This is a genomic window from Photobacterium kasasachensis (genome assembly GCF_050336885.1).
Taxonomy (GTDB): Bacteria; Pseudomonadota; Gammaproteobacteria; order Enterobacterales; family Vibrionaceae; genus Photobacterium; species Photobacterium kasasachensis.
This window is the reverse complement of the sequence record NZ_JAKJSH010000026.1, coordinates 1-16640: the sequence shown is the minus strand read 5'-3', so window position 1 is coordinate 16640 and position 16640 is coordinate 1. Positions and strand designations below refer to the sequence as shown.

The window sequence follows — 16640 nt, the reverse complement described above, 5'->3', positions numbered from 1 at the left end:
TGCCAGCTAGAGTAGGTCGGGCGCTAGGTGCAAAGTATACTTAAGCTGGCTTATTGACCTTGGTAGGCTTTGGTCACTTCTTCGGCGATGACGGCAATACCTCTCTCCATGTCCTCGTCGTTTTGGACATAGTTCATTCTCAGGCATTCATGACCATGGCTCCAGTCATCGTCGAGCCCGATAAAGAAATACTCGCCCGGCACAATGAGTATGCCGCGGGCTTTCAGACGGCGGTAAAGCTCCATGGTTGTGATAGGGAGGTCTTTGAACCACAGCCAGAGAAACATTGCCCCTTCGGGTTTATGGATCCTGAAGCGCTTGTCTGTAATGGCTGACTGCAACAGTTCGACGGCATGCTGCGATTTGCGAAGATAGAACGGCTTGATAACCTGTTCACTGAGGCGGAGAAGGTCATGCTTTTCTATCATCTTATTAACAATGGCCGGACCGACGCTGCCAGGTGCCAGGCTGAGTACACCATTCATATTGGTAATAGCCGTGGTGATTTCCTCGCTGGCAACCACAATACCGCAACGTACGCCGGGCAGGCCAAGCTTGGACAGGCTCATACAGAGAATGGTGTTGTCATTCCAAAATGGTGTGACGTCCTCGAAAATGATGTCGGGGAACGGCATGCCGTAGGCGTTATCAATGATCAGCGGAATGTTATGTTCACGCGCTAGCTCATCAAGGTGCTTGATCTCTTCATCCGTCAGTACATTCCCGGTTGGGTTGGTAGGACGAGAGGCGCAAATAGCACCGATGCTGTTGTCGACTTTCAGCTCTTTGAAGTCGATGTGGTATTTGAACAAACCGTTCTCGAGCAGGGTGATTTCCGGGTGATAGGAGACGAACATGTCTTCACTGAGCCCTGAGTCACCATAGCCAATATATTCCGGGGCTAAAGGAAGCAGTATTTTCTTCCGGCTACCGTCACCAAATTCACCGGCGAGTAAATTGAATAAGTTAAAGAAAGCACTTTGGCTGCCATTGGTCAGCGAGATGTTTTTGGCACTGATATCCCAGCCATAGGTGTCACGCAGCAGGTCGGCGAGAGCACTGATAAAGGTATTCTTGCCTTGCGGGCCATCATAGTTGGTCAGTGCCGCTGCCAGCTCGCCGGTTGTGACCATCTCTCCGCTCAGCTGGTTAAAGTACTCGACCATTTCTGGGATTTGAGCTGGGTTACCGCCACCGAGCATGATGGCGTCAGGGTTACGCAAGCCGTCGTTTAAATCATCCATTAGCTGGGTGATCCCAGAATAACGGGCAAACTTGTCTCCGAATGTAGAAAACTCCATGTTTACTTCCGACCTCAGTCTATTGTTCTTATCTTTGGTGATATTGCTACTGTATAGCTTATGTACAGTTTTCAACATACCTCATTGTGCTGATAAGGGAAAGACTAAGCCAATTGCTTTATGTCTTATGGGCTAGCTTTAGTGTCGTAGAACGAATAGGTGAGGGTTAGTGCCGTTCAGACGGTGTTTCACGTGAAACGAAATGGGCTGGGAATGACAAAGTAGGGGCGAATAACAGGTATAAAAAAACCCCACGCATGTGCATGGGGTTTGCGTATTTCGAACCAGGCTATTTCTGCAGAAGAGAAATATCCGCAACCTTCAGGAATTCGTTACGCAGCAGGCTTAGCATAGTCAGACGGTTCACTTTTAGCTTCTCGTCATCTGCCATTACCATTACGTTATCGAAGAAGGCATCGACGGCTTCACGCAGCGTTGCCAACTCAGACAGAGCTTGCTGGTAGTTGCCTTCGGCAAAGACTGGCGCAAGCGCTGTTAGCTTGGCCTCGACTTTTTCCGCCAGTGCTTTTTCGGCGTCTTCAACCAACAGGCTGCTATCAATCGCGGCTGGTAGTTCACCATCGAATTTCGCAAGGATATTACCTACACGCTTGTTAGCTGCAGCAAGTGACTCGGCAGCTTCCAGTGAACGGAAGTGGGTAACCGCTTTGACACGCTTGTCGAAGTCAGATGGTTGAGTAGGGCGACGAGCCAAAACGGCCTGAATCGCATCCACACTATGGCCTTCATCTTGGTACCATGCACGGAAACGACCTAGCATGAAGTCGATAACATCAGCTTCAACGTTGTGGTTGGTGATCTTGGCACCGAACAGCTCTTTGGCCTTAGTGATCAGCGCTACCAGATCAAGGTTGTAGCCTTTCTCTACCATGATGCGTAGTGCACCAAGCGCAGCACGGCGAAGTGCAAACGGGTCGTTGGCACCTTTCGGGTGCTGACCGATACCGAAGATACCAACCAGGGTATCCATCTTGTCTGCCAGGGCTACTGCAGCAGCAACAGCAGACTGCGGAAGTTCGTCACCGGCGAAACGAGGCATGTACTGCTCGTTCAGTGCCACAGCAACATCTTCATGCTCACCGTCAAGGCGCGCATAGTGCATGCCCATCACACCCTGCGTATCGGTAAATTCGAATACCATAGAGGTCATCAGGTCGCACTTGGACAGCAGGCCTGCACGTTCTGCGTGCTCGACATCTGCACCAATCAGGTTGGCGATGAAGCCGGCCATGGCCGTGATGCGATCAGTTTTGTCGCGCAGGGTACCCAGCTGTTTCTGGAACAGTACGGTTTCTAACTCTGGCAGGCGTTCAATCAGCGGACGCTTGCGGTCAGTGTTGAAGAAGAACTCGGCATCTGCCAGGCGAGGGCGTACAACCTTCTCGTTACCTTCGATGATCTGACGTGGGTCTTTCGACTCAATGTTAGAAACAAAGATAAACTTAGGAACCAGGTTGCCTTCGGCATCATAGACTGGGAAGTACTTCTGATCGCCTTTCATGGTGTAAACCAGGGCTTCAGAAGGAACGTTAAGGAAGTCTTCCTCGAAAGAGGCTGTCAGTACAACCGGCCACTCGACCAATGAAGTCACTTCTTCAACCAGCTCGTCTTCAAGGTCGGCAATTCCGCCAACTTCCTCAGCCGCTTTCTTGGCATCGGCAAGGATAATGGCTTTACGCGCTTCGTAATCTGCCATGACCTTTCCGCGCTCTTCGAGAATCGCAGGGTATTGATCGGCGTTGTCGATGGTAAACTCAGCTTCGCCCATAAAGCGGTGACCGCGGATCACACGGGCAGACTGAGCACCCAGGATCGTACCTTCAATCAGCTCTTCGCCTAGCAGCATCGTCAGAGTTTTTACCGGACGGATAAACTGGGTGTCGTTGTCACCCCAGCGCATTGGCTTAGGGATAGGTAGTTTGGCAAGTGCCGCAGCCGCAAGGCCACATAGCAATGCCTGAGCTGGCTGGCCTTTGACTTCCTGCTTGTACAGCAGCCATTCGCCTTTGTCTGTTTTCAGGCGCTCTGCCTGATCGACGCTGATGCCATTGCCACGTGCCCAGCCTTGTGCCGCTTTGGTCGGGTTGCCTTCGGCATCAAACGCAGAGCTAATAGCCGGGCCTCGTTTCTCAACGATTTTATCGGCCTGACCTGCAGCCAGTGCTGTCACTTTCAATGCCAGACGGCGAGGGGCGGCAAACCACTCAATGCCTTGATGCGCCAGATCGGCGCCTTTTAGTTCGGCTTCAAAGTTTGCCGCAAATGCTTCGGCAAGGGTACGCAGTGCTTTTGGTGGTAGCTCTTCGGTACCTAGCTCAATAAGGAAATTCTTGTCGGTCATGCGATACCCTTATTTGTTTTTTTTGCACATAGGGAAGCCAAGGGCTTCGCGAGATGCATAGTAAGCTTCGGCAACCTGTTTGGTCAGGTTACGGATACGCAGGATATAGCGCTGACGCTCGGTCACCGAGATAGCTTTGCGTGCATCGAGTAGGTTAAAGGCATGACCTGCTTTCAGAATTCGCTCGTAGGCAGGCAATGGCAGCGGCTGCTCCAGTGCCAGAAGATCCTGACACTCTTTTTCGCACTGGTCGAAGAAGGTGAATAGGAAATCTACGTCTGCGTGTTCAAAGTTGTAGGTTGACTGCTCGACTTCGTTCTGGTGGAAAATGTCACCGTAAGTGACTTTACCCAGTGGACCATCGGTCCATACAAGATCGTAAACAGAATCGACGCCCTGGATATACATTGCCAGACGCTCGATACCGTAAGTGATTTCACCGGTAACCGGCTTACATTCAAGGCCACCAACCTGCTGGAAGTAAGTGAACTGGGTCACTTCCATACCATTTAGCCAGACTTCCCAACCAAGACCCCAGGCACCCAATGTCGGGTTTTCCCAGTTGTCTTCAACAAAACGGATGTCATGTACTTTGGTGTCGACACCGAGTACTTCTAGTGAGCCTAGGTACAGTTCCTGGATGTTATCCGGTGATGGTTTGATGATCACCTGGAACTGATAGTAGTGCTGCAGGCGGTTCGGGTTTTCACCGTAACGGCCGTCTGTCGGGCGGCGAGATGGTTGTACATACGCTGCTGCAATAGGTTCTGGACCCAGAGCTCGTAGACATGTCATTGGGTGAGAGGTACCTGCACCAACTTCCATGTCTAAAGGTTGCACAATGGTACAACCTTGCTGGCCCCAGTAATCCTGCAGCGCGAGGATCATGCCCTGAAAGGTTTTAATATCGTATTTCTGCATTGTCAGCTTCGCGAGATTAGTGGATTAAAAAGTCATTTGAGTAACAATCCAGTATACCTCGCATGGCATTTGCCGAGTAGGGCCATTGCATGCTTTTTGCTCATCTTTGATTAATTTGCTTAAAATAGTTGGGAAATCCGGTAAGGTCGTTGCGGGATGATGAATTTGACATTGTCCTGATGTACTGGTTTTTTCTCTCTATACAATATTCAGGCTCCTGTCTGTGCCGTATGCTATACAGTTACAGTTTATGGCCGATACAATCACATCGATACGAAATCGAGAATAAATGGACAAAACAATGGACTTCAATTTTTCGCTAGCATCCGGTAAATGGATGCGACATGTAATTTTTGCCACTGCGACAGCTATGGTTGCTTCCGGTTGTTCGACAGTGAACCCTTACACAGGGGAAGAGCAGACAGCCAAGGCGACGAGTGGTGCGCTGATCGGTGCCGTTGCCGGTGCGGCAATTGGTGTGGCTTCTTCCGGTAAAAGTGACCGTGGGAAAGGTGCCCTGATTGGTGCCGCGTCCGGTGCCGCACTGGGTGGTGGTATTGGTTACTATATGGATGTTCAGGAAGCTGAGCTTCGCCAGCAGCTGCAATCTACCGGTATCAGCGTGACGCGTGACGGTGACAACATTGTTCTGAATATGCCGAACGAGGTTACGTTCGGTGTTGATCAGACAGATCTCAGCTCCCGGGCCAAGAAAGCCCTATATAATGTAGCGCTGGTTGCCAAGGAATACGACAAGACCATCCTTAACGTATACGGGTTCACCGACAGCAGCGGTAAAGAGTCGTATAACTTGCGTTTGTCGCAGGTACGCGCCAGTGAAGTGAGCAATTACCTGATCCGCGAGGGTGTTGTGGCTAACCGAGTGGTGACCAAGGGGATGGGTGAGTCCCATCCGATTGCGTCTAACAGCACCAAGCAAGGCCGTGCAGAAAACCGCCGTGTTGAAATTGTGCTGACACCGGCATCGTAATTTCGCCTACCTCCATGTTGCTGGCGCATACTCGCCAGCAGCATTCTTGTTCTTCCCGCACTTCTTCCGACAACACTTGATCCGACCTATTTTAGTGGTTATTATTCCCGCTCCTTTGGGGAGTAGCCTCTCGATCTATCGAGATAATCGTCAACATAATTGAAGCAAAATCTTCATGGCGGTTATGACTCACACTAATCCTACTAGTGAGTTTGGCGAGACCATTGGCAAACCAGCATGAACCGGGGTGGGGCATGTGCGTTTGTCCGTGGTTGCTAACTATAATCCTCGCCCCAATGAGCATGCCGTGAGTGTTTTAGCTGTTTCAATTACTACTGTTGCCCTAGCCGAAATTGGTGATAAAACTCAATTACTATCGCTGTTGCTGGCGAGCCGATATCGCAAGCCTTTACCTATCATCTTGGCTATCTTTCTGGCTACCATTGCCAACCATGCCCTGGCAGCCTGGCTCGGTGTCGTTGTGGCTGATTATCTGACGCCGGATGTGTTGAAGTGGGTGCTGGTTATCAGTTTTGTGCTGATGGCAGGGTGGATCCTGATCCCCGACAAGCTTGAAGATGACGAAAAGATCTCTAACCGTGGCCCGTTCGTGGCAAGTTTTATTGCTTTCTTTGTGGCGGAGATTGGCGATAAAACACAGGTCGCTACAACCATGCTTGGGGCAAAGTATCACGATGCGCTAATTTTGGTGGTGCTGGGCACGACTATCGGGATGCTACTGGCCAATGTTCCTGTTGTATTGATTGGTAAGTTGTCGGCGGAGCGTATGCCACTGGGGATCATCCGAAAGGTGACCGCTGCGATGTTCGCCGGTCTGGCCGTTGCTGCAGTATTCGGGCTGTAAGAATAATGAACGCCATGTTTCACATGGAACATTTAGCCGGACCATCTAGATGACAAAGCGATGACAGCTTGATGAACTGTGACTTTGTTTACAGTGTGCAACTGGATGCCATGCTAAGGTGAAACCAGTGACGATAAGCTGTAAGCAGGAGGGAGTATGAACCGTTTTGTTGCTATTTCTCCGCAAAGCCAGTTTTGGCTGTTCAACGTGGCGTTAGCCCTTAATATTCTGGGAATGGTTCTCACGGATATGTGGCTGCCAATGGTGGTCGGTGCCATCGTAACTACCTACTTGTCCGTCGACGCCTTGGTACGTCTACGCTATGTGATCCCGATGAAAAAGGAGATCCGGGAGCTACGACACGAGTTAGAAAAAGCGCAAAAGACAATGCGTGATAATTACCAATAGGCTTGTGCGTAACAGCAGACAGCCCGCAATAACAGAATAAGCAAAAGGCAGCTCGGTGAGCTGCCTTTTTTAATTGGTGCCTTTTTGGATTAGATACCGATAGGGAAGCTGCTCGGTGTCGGCGGCCAGCAGGGTATGGTCCATAAAGCGGCAAAAGCTGGGAATATCCCGGGTGGTTGACGGATCATCGGCCGTGACCAGAAGCGTGTCTCCCTCGGCCATTTTGCGGACGGTTTTGCGTACCATCATTACCGGCTCAGGGCAGCGCAGTCCCTGGGCTTCCAGGCTGTGAGTCGGGTTTTCAAAAATCGCTGTCATAACATGTACGTGTGGTTTCGAAGACTCTGATCATACTTATGAGTAAGAATTAATCAATAAGGCTTGGCAAATCAAAATAAAACGTGTAACGTATTTAACAAGTCATTAACGTTTATCTTCTGAAGGATTAGGAGGAACTATGTTGACTCAGATGGATCGCTTAACCATTTACTGTGTGCTGTGCTTTATTACCTTTTGCTCTCTGGTTCTGCGCAGCCCTGACAATACAAGTATTTTCGCGCTTGGTGGTTTAATTGCCGCCGCGCTCGGCCTCTGGTTTGAACTCACCAACTCGCCAGAGCTCGAAGAGGAAGAACACTAACATTGCACATCTACTACACTCCCCCAGTTTTCTTGGGCTTCCCCGCTTTTATAGCGGGATTTTTTTTGTCTGTCGTTCCATAATGTCTCTCCCTATAGCGTGATTACCTAATAATAAGGCCTGTTATGGAGCTGGAAGAAGTCTATCGCCGTGATTTAAATTTACTGGTGGCACTGAAAGTGCTGCTGGAAGAAGGCAGTGTCAGCCGGGCGGCGGTAAGGTTGAACCTGAGCCAGTCTGCAATGAGCCGGGTGTTGGGACGTTTGCGGGAGTTGCTGGGCGATCCGCTTTTTACCCGCCAGGGGCAGCGCCTATTGCCAACCCAGAGAGCGCTGGAGCTCAATGACTCGCTAAATGAGCCTTTGGAGGCGATGCGCATTCTGCTCACGCCGAGTGACTTCAAGCCAGCGCAGTGCGAACAGCACTTTGTTATCGCAACGACCGACTATGCTATGCAGACGATTTTGCCGTTTGCCTTGCCGCGTATCTACGAAGAAGCGCCGAATATTTCATTGGAGTTTCCCCCGCTGCAGCATGATCACTTGCTGGAGCAGCTAACAACGGACGGCTGTGACATGGCAATCTGCCGGCCAATAGGTCCAATCGAGCCCTTATGCCGCGATCATTTGGGGCTGGTGAGTGTGTTCTGCATGCTGTCAAAGAACCACCCCTTGGCAGATAAGGAGCTCACGTTAGAGGACTACCTGAATTTCCCCCATGCCATTATTGCGATCAGTGACGGGGTGAAATCCTTGATTGATGAAGCGCTACGCGGATATCGTCAGCGCAAGATGGTACTGAGGGCCTATCACCTCGAGGCGGCCCTTGCCATTGTCGACAAGATGCCCTTGCTGATAACAGTTCCTGCAGACTTGGCCTACCTGGTGGCAGATAAGCATAATCTGGTGATCAAGTCGTTACCGTTTGAGTTCAAACCGTTTGACTATTCCCTGATCTGGCACCCCCGCTGTGAACACTCGGCATCTCAGATTTGGTTGCGAAATCTGCTTCAGGAAGAATGTGGCAAGCTTATAGATAAGCGGATTTACGATATGGGATTGCTGTAGTTCGAGTTGCTTACCGGATGGAATGAAAGTGAAATAAAAAAGGCCAGCACTAGGCTGGCCAAGGTAGTCATCTGTTTCTATTGTTATGTTCTCGAGCTTATAGCTTAATCACGACGCGACCAGTGATCTGGCCGTTGGTGATAGCTTCTGCACATTCCGCGACGCCTTCAAGGTTCACTTCACGGCATGCCTGCTCGTAGTAACTAGCAGGAAGCAGTTCAGTCAGACGTTGCCATGCCTGCTGGCGTTTCTCAAACGGACAGGCAACAGAGTCAACACCTTGCAGTCTGACATTGCGCAGGATGAAAGGCATAACAGTGGTCGGCAGATCAAAGCCACCGGCCAGGCCGCAAGCAGCAACGGCGCTGTTGTAATCCATTTGTGCCAATACTTTTGCTAGGACCTTGCTACCGACGGTATCTACGGCACCTGCCCATACCTGTTTTTCCAAAGGACGAGCCGGCTCTTCAAATACACGGCGTTCAATAACGCGTGCTGCGCCAAGCTGTTTTAGCAGCTCGCCATTTTCTTCAACTCGGCCAGTAACAGCGGCTACTTGGTAACCCATTTGTGCCAGAAGCGTGACGGCAACAGAGCCAACACCGCCGCTAGCGCCTGTTACCAGAATTTCTCCCGCTTCTGGTTTCACACCGGCATCAACCAGAGCCTGGACACAAAGCATGGCAGTCAGGCCGGCGGTACCGACCATCATGGCCTGCTTGCCATTGAGGCCGGATGGTAGCGGAACCAGCCAGTCGGCTTTCAGGCGCGCTTTTTCTGCCATGCCGCCCCAGTGGCCTTCGCCAACGCCCCAGCCAGTCAAAACCACTTTATCGCCTGTCTGATAGCGGCTGTCGCTTGACTCAGACACGGTACCGGTCAGATCAATGCCAGGAACCATTGGAAACTGGCGGACAATTTTGCCTTTACCTGTGATGGCCAAGCCATCTTTATAGTTCAGGGAAGAGTAATCTACATCGATAAGCACATCACCTTCCGGGAGTTGTGATTCGTCGACTTGCTGAATACCAGCGATTGTTTTTTTCTCTTCTTGGTTTAGAACCAGTGCCTTAAACATAGGTATGCTCCGAGTTTATGAAAGGGGCGTTGCTGGATTACGAGTGTAGTCCGGTTGGTGTTATGAATAAAATGAAACTTTGTCATTTAATCTATGCTTGTTGTGCATTCATTTGTGAGGGCTGTTCAGAGGCGGGGCTGAAAGAATGAAGAGCCCGCAGGAGCGGGCTCTGGTTGAGTGGTGGTTACTCGACACGCTCAAAGACAGTCGCAATACCCTGACCGAGGCCGATACACATGGTCGCCAGGCCAAACTGGACATCCTGATGTTCCATCAGGTTGATTAACGTAGTAGAAATGCGAGAGCCTGAGCAGCCCAGCGGGTGCCCCAGTGCGATAGCACCGCCGTTAAGGTTCACTTTCTCGTCGACTTTGTCCAGAAGACCGAGGTCTTTGGCACACGGCAGTGACTGGGCGGCAAAGGCTTCATTAAGTTCAACCATACCGATATCATCCATGGTCAACCCGGCACGCTTGAGCGCTTTCTGGGTAGCCGGTACCGGGCCGTAACCCATGATGGACGGATCGCAGCCTGCAATGGCCATGGATTTAACTCGGGCACGAATTGTCAGACCGAGTGCTTTGGCTTTACCCTCGCTCATCACCAGCATGGCAGAGGCACCGTCAGACAGGGCTGATGAGGTACCGGCAGTGACCGTGCCGTTGGCCGGGTCAAAGACCGGGCGCAGACCAGCCAGTGTCTCGACTGTTGTTTCCGGGCGAATAACTTCATCGTAGTCAAAAAGCTTCAATGCGCCTGCTTCGTCATGGCCCTCGGTAGCCAGAATTTCATTGTTGAAGCGACCTTCCACGGTGGCGGCCTGGGCTCGCTGGTGGGAGCGGGCGGCAAACTCATCTTGCATCTCTCGGCTGATACCATGCATCCGGCCCAGCATTTCAGCGGTCAGCCCCATCATGCCAGCCGCCTTGGCGACTGATTTTGATAGCCCTGGGTGGAAATCAACGCCGTGGTTCATCGGCACATGACCCATATGTTCGACACCGCCAATCAGACAGGTATCGGCATCACCTACCATGATAGTGCGTGCGGCATCGTGCAAGGCCTGCATTGATGAGCCGCATAGGCGGTTGACCGTGGTTGCCCCCACGGTGTGCGGGATACCAGCCAGCAGAGCCGCATTGCGGGCGACGTTAAAACCCTGTTCAAGGGTTTGCTGAACACAGCCCCAGTAGATATCCTCAATCGATGCCGGATCGACCTGCGGGTTACGGGCCAGTAGACCTTGCATCAGGTGGGCGGAGAGATCTTCCGCCCTGACATTTCTGAACGCACCGCCTTTAGATCGCCCCATCGGGGTACGGATACAATCAACAATTACGACATTATTCATTTTCTGTTCCTCATCCTTAAGCCGTCTTAAGCATCTTGCTGTGCGTTGTAGTAGGTTTCGCCCTGGCTAGCTTTTTCACGTAGACCTTCCGGCACCTGATAAACCGCGCCAAGGTGAGCATAGTGATCAGCCATCGCTACATATTCAGCCAGACCAAGCGTATCAAGGTAACGGAAAACACCGCCACGGAATGGTGGGAAGCCAAGGCCATATACCAATGCCATATCGGCTTCTGCCGGGCTGGCAATGATGCCTTCTTCCAGACAGCGGACGACTTCGTTAATCATCGGAATCATGATACGGGCGATGACTTCTTCGCTGCTGTACTCGGTGGCTTTACCTGCAACAGGTGCTAGCAGTTCGGCAACCTCTGGATCCAGGGTCTTCTTCGGCTTGCCTTTGCGGTCGATCGAGTAGGCGAAGAACCCCTTGCCGTTTTTCTGGCCGAAGCGCTTGGCCTCGAACATGGCGTCGACGGCATCCTTGTAGTCTTTGCCCATGCGCTCAGGGAAGCCTTCTGCCATGACGGCTTGGGCATGGTGGGCGGTATCAATACCGACAACATCCAGCAGATAGGCAGGTCCCATTGGCCAGCCGAACTGTTTCTCCATTATCTTGTCGACCTTGGTGAAATCGGCACCGTCGCGCAGCAGCATGCTAAAGCCGGCAAAGTATGGGAAAAGAACACGGTTGACGAAAAAGCCCGGGCAGTCGTTGACGACGATGGGTGATTTGCCCATCTTGGCTGCGTAGGCAACGACGCGGGAAATGGTCTCTTCCGATGTCTTTTCGCCGCGGATGATCTCTACCAGCGGCATACGGTGCACAGGATTAAAGAAGTGCATACCACAGAAGTTTTCGGGGCGCTTGAGCGACTTGGCCAGCTGGTTGATTGGGATGGTGGAGGTATTCGACGTGATGACCGTCTCGTCATTCACTTTGTTTTCAACCTCGGCCAAAACCGCTGATTTGATTTTCGGATTCTCGACTACGGCCTCGACGATAACGTCGCTGTCTTCGATACCGGTATAGTGCAGGCTTGGCTGAATAGCCGATAGCACCTTGGCCATTTTCAGGCCGTCGATGCGGCCGCGCTCCAGTTGCTTGTTAAGCAGCTTGGCGGCTTCTGACATTCCGAGCTCTAATGACGGCTCGGCAATATCTTTCATCATAACAGGCACCCCTTTCAGGGCTGACTGGTAGGCGATCCCACCACCCATGATTCCGGCACCCAGGACGGCACCTTTGCTGGTGGCTTTTCCTTCCTTGGCCGCTTGCTTGGCTTTTCCTTTGATCAGCTGATCATTGAGGAAGATACCGACTAGTGCCTGGGCAACATCTGTTTTGGCCAATTTGATAAAATGTTTGTTCTCGATGGTGAGCGCTTCGTCTCTCGATAAGCGGGCTGCCTCTTCGATGGCAATTACTGATGTTATCGGAGCCGGGTAGTGCGGGCCGGCAACTTGGCTAACCATGCCTTTGGCCATCGTGAAGCTCATGGTGGCTTCAATCTTGTTGAGTGCTAGTGGGGCTTTTTTCTGTGCGCGACGGCTCTGCCAATCAAGCTTGCCGGCAATAGCATCCTTGAGCATGGTCACGGCTGCTTGTTTGAGACTTTCTGGGGCAACAACTGCATCGACCAGGCCAAGTTTCAGTGCATCTTTGGCTTTTTTGTCTTTGCCGGCAGTAATGATTTCCATTGCTGAGTCGGCACCGATAAGGCGGGGAAGGCGAACTGTGCCGCCAAAACCGGGCATGATCCCCAGTTTGGTTTCTGGTAAACCGATGCGGGCAGTACTGTCTGCAAGACGGAAGTCTGTGGCGAGAACACATTCACAGCCGCCGCCCAGGGCGTGGCCGTTAATAGCGGAAAGCGTAGGTACGGGTAGATCTTCTAATTTATTGAAGATGTCATTGGCATGGGCAAGCCATTGTGACAGCTCTTCGGCAGGTTTGGCGAATAGGCCAAGAAACTCTTTGATATCAGCACCGACAACAAATGCATCTTTATCCGATGTCAGCACCAGGCCTTTGAGGTCGCTTTGCTGATAAAGGGCATTCAGGGCTTCATTGAAGCTTTCCAGGGTTTTCAAATCAAACTTGTTGATTGGGCCTGGGGCGTTGAGGTTAAGCTCCGCAATGCCATCGTCCAGATAGCTGACGGATAGGGTTTCACCTTGGTAAATCATGTTCTATCTCCGTGAATTCCGGTTCTTTGCCGAATTTGATTTAACTGGTTTGACCTGTTGCCAGGTTAAATCTAGTCTGAACCTGTTATGCAACGATTACAACACCTATTTTAAACAAATGTTTAACTTTTTGCTGCGTGTTGATTGAGGTTTTTTCCAGTTATGTGAGGTTTTCCTATATCAAACAATTGTTTGTGGTTTATGGGGTGTTGCGGGAGAAAAAAGGTTTTTGTTGCTATTTTGTTGTCTTTGACCGAGGTTTGAACTAAGCCGAAAGGGAAAGTGTGGCACCAGTCGGTAAGTTTGTTTGTGATCGCATCGTCGATGGTCTCTAGCTCCGAAATCGTAACAGGTTATAGATAACAACTCGTTATCGCGCCTGTTGTGGTATCCTTCGCTCTTATTTTCCTGATTTTGTTTGTGGCTTTTTGATGACAGCAACAGAACCCTATTTTGTGCCAGCAAATGAAGCCTGCTTTGAAGAAGAGATAAAAAAGAGTCGCTTCATTACTTATCTTGCCCATACGCCGAGTATCGAGGCGGCAAAAGCGTTTGTTCAGCATATAAAGAGCAAGCACAGCGACGCTCGCCATAACTGCTGGGCTTTTGTTGCGGGTCGCCCTTCAGATTCAATGAAGTGGGGCTTCAGTGATGACGGAGAGCCTTCAGGTACCGCAGGCAAACCAATACTGGCGCAATTGACTGGCTCGGGGGTGGGAGAAATCACCGCAGTGGTTACCCGTTACTCCGGTGGTATCAAGCTAGGTACTGGTGGTCTGGTTAAAGCATACGGTGGAGGTGTTCAGCAGGCATTAACTGTGTTGCAAACCAAAGAAAAAGTAATAACTTCGGAACTTAGACTGCGCTGTGAGTATAATCAGGTGTCACTAGTCGAGTCGTTGCTTGCCGAATATGCAGGGATTCAGCTTCATGCTGATTATGGAAACCAGGTTCAAATGACCGTGGAGATTGACAGCCGAGTGGTGGATGAGTTTGTTGCCAAGCTCACCAACCGCAGTGGAGGTCGTATTGTCCCATTATCTGATTCCAACTAATCGCACGAATAATCATAACTACAGGATGAGAGCCGGCTAAGGCATGCAATTTCGTTCCATCATCAGAATTGTCGGGCTTTTGCTCGCGCTATTTAGTGTCACGATGCTGGCACCCGCACTGGTTGCGTTTATTTACCGTGACGGTGCAGGGCTTCCCTTTGTGGTCACCTTCTTTCTTCTTTTTGCGGGCGGTGCCATGCTGTGGCTGCCGAACCGCCATTATCGCCGTGAACTTAAAGCCAGAGATGGTTTCTTGATTGTGGTCTTGTTCTGGACTGTTATCGGCAGTGCCGGTGCGGTGCCTTTTATATTGGCCGAAAACCCTGACTTATCCGTAACCGATTCCTTTTTTGAGGCTTTCTCGGCGCTCACAACAACCGGTGCGACAGTTATTGTCGGCTTGGACGAGTTGCCAAAGGCGATTCTTTTTTATCGCCAGCTACTGCAGTGGTTTGGCGGTATGGGGATCATTGTCTTGGCCGTCGCCATTCTTCCTGTCCTGGGGATCGGTGGTATGCAGCTATACCGGGCAGAAATTCCCGGCCCGGTGAAAGATAGCAAAATGACCCCTCGGATAGCCGAGACAGCCAAAACGTTATGGTATATCTATCTGGCTCTGACGATTAGCTGTGCAGTCGCGTTCTGGATGGCAGGAATGAGCGTTTTTGACGCCATATCCCATAGCTTCTCGACGGTTGCGATTGGTGGTTTCTCTACCCATGATGCCAGCATGGGGTATTTTGATAGCCCGACAATCAATATGATCACGGTTGTCTTCCTGTTGATATCAGCCTGTAATTTCTCGCTTCACTTTGCAGCCTTTGCCAATGGCGGCATTCACCTGCGTACCTATTGGAGAGACCCTGAATTTAGAGCGTTTCTGGCGACACAGTTTATCCTGCTGCTTATCTGTTTTGGTCTGCTGCTTAAGCACCATTCGTATGACTCACTGTATGATGCTTTTGATCAGGCGTTGTTCCAGACCGTCTCTATCTCAACGACTGCTGGCTTTACGACTACCAGTTTCTCGGAATGGCCGTTATTTCTGCCAGTGTTATTACTTTTCTCTTCCTTTGTCGGTGGTTGTGCTGGCTCGACAGGCGGTGGGATAAAAGTGATCCGGATGCTGCTTCTATTGTTACAAGGTGTGCGTGAACTCAAGCGTCTAGTCCACCCGAGAGCAGTTTACACCATTAAAGTGGGTAACAAGGCATTGCCGCAGCGGGTTGTTGATGCGGTATGGGGCTTTTTCTCGGCCTATGCGCTTGTTTTTGTGATTTGTATGTTGGGGCTAATTGCAACTGGGCTTGATGAATTAACGGCTTTTTCTGCGGTAGCGGCGACATTGAACAACCTTGGCCCGGGGCTGGGTGAGGTGGCCGTACACTTCGGTGAAATCAACGACCCGGCAAAATGGGTACTGGTGATCTCTATGTTATTTGGTCGTCTGGAAGTGTTCACTTTGTTAGTACTGTTCACCCCGACGTTCTGGCGGAATTAATCTCTATATAAAAGGAGAAAACGTGGAAAAGGTATTATTGCTTCACTCGAGCAGTGATGGACAGACGATTAAGATCCTTCGTCATATTGAATCTGCTTTAGGCGAAGGGTACCAGTGTGAGCTAATGGACTTGAATGGACTGCCGACGGTTGATTTCTCTTCTTATAATAGGGTGTTGATCGGTGCATCTATTCGTTACGGCCATTTAAATAAGCAGCTCTATCGCTTTATTGCAGCCAATCAGGCTGCACTGGAGAAGTATAAGGTTGGTTTTTTCTGTGTAAACCTGACCGCGAGGAAGGAAGGTAAGAACACACCAGAGACCAGCGCCTATATGAAGACATTCCTGAAAAAGTCACCTTGGCAGCCGAAATTACAGGCTGTATTTGCTGGCGCATTGCGTTATCCCCGTTATGGCTGGTTTGACCGCGTTATGATCCAGTTCATTATGCGTATCACCGGGGGTGAAACGGATACCTCAAAAGAGGTTGAATACACGGATTGGCATAAAGTGGAAGAGTTTGCAGGCCGTTTTAGCCAGTTTTAAGTGGCTTTTTTGATGCTTTCGGGTGTTTTTTGTTCGAACTGTCAATTAGTGCTGTTTTTTTTCAAAAAGCCCCTTGCCAATGTGATCGAAGTCTCTATAATGCGACCCCACTGACACGGAACACGGCAACTTAAGCCGCTAACCAGTCAGTTTGTTCTTTAACAATTTGACCATGCAATCTGTGTGGGCACTCGTGAAATGAATAGTCAAAAAAGATTATATCAATGAACTGGGTGACCAATACAAATACTAAGTTTACTTATTATTTGGCACAGTCAATTCGTTCTAACTTAGTTAGAACAATCAGTATTCATTGAGCCGTTACTTCGGTAACAACAAAACTTTAATTGAAGAGTTTGATCAT

The 16640-nt window shown here is 50.4% G+C and carries 15 protein-coding genes and 1 riboswitch; of the genes, 8 read left to right on the top strand and 7 right to left on the bottom strand.

Annotation, left to right across the window (positions count from 1 at the left end):
* Nucleotides 1–50 precede the first annotated feature (50 nt).
* From L4D19_RS26160 to glyQ, 3 genes are all read right to left on the bottom strand, one after another.
* Nucleotides 51–1301 (bottom strand): valine--pyruvate transaminase, encoded by a 1251-nt coding sequence (locus L4D19_RS26160; protein WP_428454859.1) that lies wholly within the window; start codon nt 1299–1301, stop codon nt 51–53.
* 289 nt (nt 1302–1590) lie between these two features.
* Nucleotides 1591–3663, bottom strand: coding sequence for a glycine--tRNA ligase subunit beta (gene glyS, locus L4D19_RS26155; RefSeq protein ID WP_428454858.1), 2073 nt, complete (start codon nt 3661–3663; stop codon nt 1591–1593).
* Nucleotides 3664–3672: 9 nt separating this feature from the next.
* Complete coding sequence (gene glyQ / locus L4D19_RS26150; protein WP_428454857.1) at nt 3673–4584, bottom strand: glycine--tRNA ligase subunit alpha; 912 nt, start codon at nt 4582–4584, stop codon at nt 3673–3675.
* 337 nt (nt 4585–4921) lie between these two features.
* Here glyQ and L4D19_RS26145 point away from each other — a divergent pair, with 337 nt between their 5' ends.
* From L4D19_RS26145 to L4D19_RS26135, 3 genes are all read left to right on the top strand, one after another.
* Nucleotides 4922–5575, top strand: coding sequence for a YiaD family glycine zipper/OmpA-like lipoprotein (locus L4D19_RS26145; protein WP_489685923.1), 654 nt, complete (start codon nt 4922–4924; stop codon nt 5573–5575).
* Nucleotides 5576–5687: 112 nt separating this feature from the next.
* A riboswitch (yybP-ykoY riboswitch) is annotated at nt 5688–5789 on the top strand.
* A gap of 93 nt (nt 5790–5882) precedes the next feature.
* Entirely contained in the window at nt 5883–6440 is a 558-nt protein-coding gene (locus tag L4D19_RS26140; protein WP_428454855.1) for a TMEM165/GDT1 family protein, read from the top strand.
* A gap of 156 nt (nt 6441–6596) precedes the next feature.
* Nucleotides 6597–6848: a hypothetical protein gene (locus L4D19_RS26135; RefSeq protein ID WP_160656696.1), complete on the top strand. Its 252-nt coding sequence runs from the start codon at nt 6597–6599 to the stop codon at nt 6846–6848.
* Between the two features lie 69 nt (nt 6849–6917).
* Here L4D19_RS26135 and tusA read toward each other — a convergent pair whose 3' ends face one another.
* The gene (tusA, locus tag L4D19_RS26130) at nt 6918–7166 is read right to left on the bottom strand and encodes a sulfurtransferase TusA (RefSeq protein ID WP_075762040.1); all 249 of its coding nucleotides are present in this window, start codon (nt 7164–7166) and stop codon (nt 6918–6920) included.
* Between the two features lie 139 nt (nt 7167–7305).
* Here tusA and L4D19_RS26125 point away from each other — a divergent pair, with 139 nt between their 5' ends.
* Together L4D19_RS26125 and L4D19_RS26120 are read left to right on the top strand one after the other, a co-directional pair.
* The gene (locus L4D19_RS26125) at nt 7306–7488 is read left to right on the top strand and encodes a hypothetical protein (RefSeq protein WP_075762041.1); all 183 of its coding nucleotides are present in this window, start codon (nt 7306–7308) and stop codon (nt 7486–7488) included.
* A 125-nt stretch (nt 7489–7613) separates the two neighbouring features.
* Nucleotides 7614–8555 carry a LysR family transcriptional regulator gene (locus L4D19_RS26120; protein ID WP_428454854.1) on the top strand — a complete coding sequence of 314 codons (942 nt, stop codon included), beginning with the start codon at nt 7614–7616 and terminating at the stop codon, nt 8553–8555.
* Between the two features lie 97 nt (nt 8556–8652).
* On the opposite strand, the gene acuI is transcribed toward L4D19_RS26120, so the two are convergent.
* From acuI to fadB, 3 genes are all read right to left on the bottom strand, one after another.
* Complete coding sequence (gene acuI, locus L4D19_RS26115; RefSeq protein ID WP_428454853.1) at nt 8653–9633, bottom strand: acrylyl-CoA reductase (NADPH); 981 nt, start codon at nt 9631–9633, stop codon at nt 8653–8655.
* Nucleotides 9634–9817: 184 nt separating this feature from the next.
* Complete coding sequence (fadA, locus tag L4D19_RS26110; protein WP_428454852.1) at nt 9818–10984, bottom strand: acetyl-CoA C-acyltransferase FadA; 1167 nt, start codon at nt 10982–10984, stop codon at nt 9818–9820.
* 26 nt (nt 10985–11010) lie between these two features.
* Nucleotides 11011–13173, bottom strand: coding sequence for a fatty acid oxidation complex subunit alpha FadB (gene fadB / locus L4D19_RS26105; protein WP_428454851.1), 2163 nt, complete (start codon nt 13171–13173; stop codon nt 11011–11013).
* A gap of 431 nt (nt 13174–13604) precedes the next feature.
* Between fadB and L4D19_RS26100 the strand changes: the two genes are divergently transcribed.
* From L4D19_RS26100 to hemG, 3 genes are read left to right on the top strand one after another with little or no spacing between them, the layout of a single operon-like run.
* Nucleotides 13605–14228 carry a YigZ family protein gene (locus L4D19_RS26100; RefSeq protein ID WP_428454850.1) on the top strand — a complete coding sequence of 208 codons (624 nt, stop codon included), beginning with the start codon at nt 13605–13607 and terminating at the stop codon, nt 14226–14228.
* A gap of 43 nt (nt 14229–14271) precedes the next feature.
* Entirely contained in the window at nt 14272–15729 is a 1458-nt protein-coding gene (locus L4D19_RS26095; protein ID WP_428454849.1) for a TrkH family potassium uptake protein, read from the top strand.
* 22 nt (nt 15730–15751) lie between these two features.
* Nucleotides 15752–16276: a menaquinone-dependent protoporphyrinogen IX dehydrogenase gene (gene hemG, locus L4D19_RS26090; RefSeq protein ID WP_428454848.1), complete on the top strand. Its 525-nt coding sequence runs from the start codon at nt 15752–15754 to the stop codon at nt 16274–16276.
* The last annotated feature ends 364 nt before the right edge of the window (nt 16277–16640 follow it).

Bases quoted from the DNA above. Each gene is read 5' to 3' on its own strand.
- L4D19_RS26160 (WP_428454859.1), bottom strand. From the start codon at position 1,301: ATGGAGTTTTCTACATTCGGAGACAAGTTTGCCCGTTATTCTGGGATC.
- glyS (WP_428454858.1), bottom strand. From the start codon at position 3,663: ATGACCGACAAGAATTTCCTTATTGAGCTAGGTACCGAAGAGCTACCA.
- L4D19_RS26125 (WP_075762041.1), top strand. From the start codon at position 7,306: ATGTTGACTCAGATGGATCGCTTAACCATTTACTGTGTGCTGTGCTTT.
- L4D19_RS26135 (WP_160656696.1), top strand. From the start codon at position 6,597: ATGAACCGTTTTGTTGCTATTTCTCCGCAAAGCCAGTTTTGGCTGTTC.
- tusA (WP_075762040.1), bottom strand. From the start codon at position 7,166: ATGACAGCGATTTTTGAAAACCCGACTCACAGCCTGGAAGCCCAGGGA.
- L4D19_RS26100 (WP_428454850.1), top strand. From the start codon at position 13,605: ATGACAGCAACAGAACCCTATTTTGTGCCAGCAAATGAAGCCTGCTTT.
- fadA (WP_428454852.1), bottom strand. From the start codon at position 10,984: ATGAATAATGTCGTAATTGTTGATTGTATCCGTACCCCGATGGGGCGA.
- L4D19_RS26095 (WP_428454849.1), top strand. From the start codon at position 14,272: ATGCAATTTCGTTCCATCATCAGAATTGTCGGGCTTTTGCTCGCGCTA.
- glyQ (WP_428454857.1), bottom strand. From the start codon at position 4,584: ATGCAGAAATACGATATTAAAACCTTTCAGGGCATGATCCTCGCGCTG.
- acuI (WP_428454853.1), bottom strand. From the start codon at position 9,633: ATGTTTAAGGCACTGGTTCTAAACCAAGAAGAGAAAAAAACAATCGCT.
- L4D19_RS26145 (WP_489685923.1), top strand. From the start codon at position 4,922: ATGCGACATGTAATTTTTGCCACTGCGACAGCTATGGTTGCTTCCGGT.
- fadB (WP_428454851.1), bottom strand. From the start codon at position 13,173: ATGATTTACCAAGGTGAAACCCTATCCGTCAGCTATCTGGACGATGGC.
- L4D19_RS26120 (WP_428454854.1), top strand. From the start codon at position 7,614: ATGGAGCTGGAAGAAGTCTATCGCCGTGATTTAAATTTACTGGTGGCA.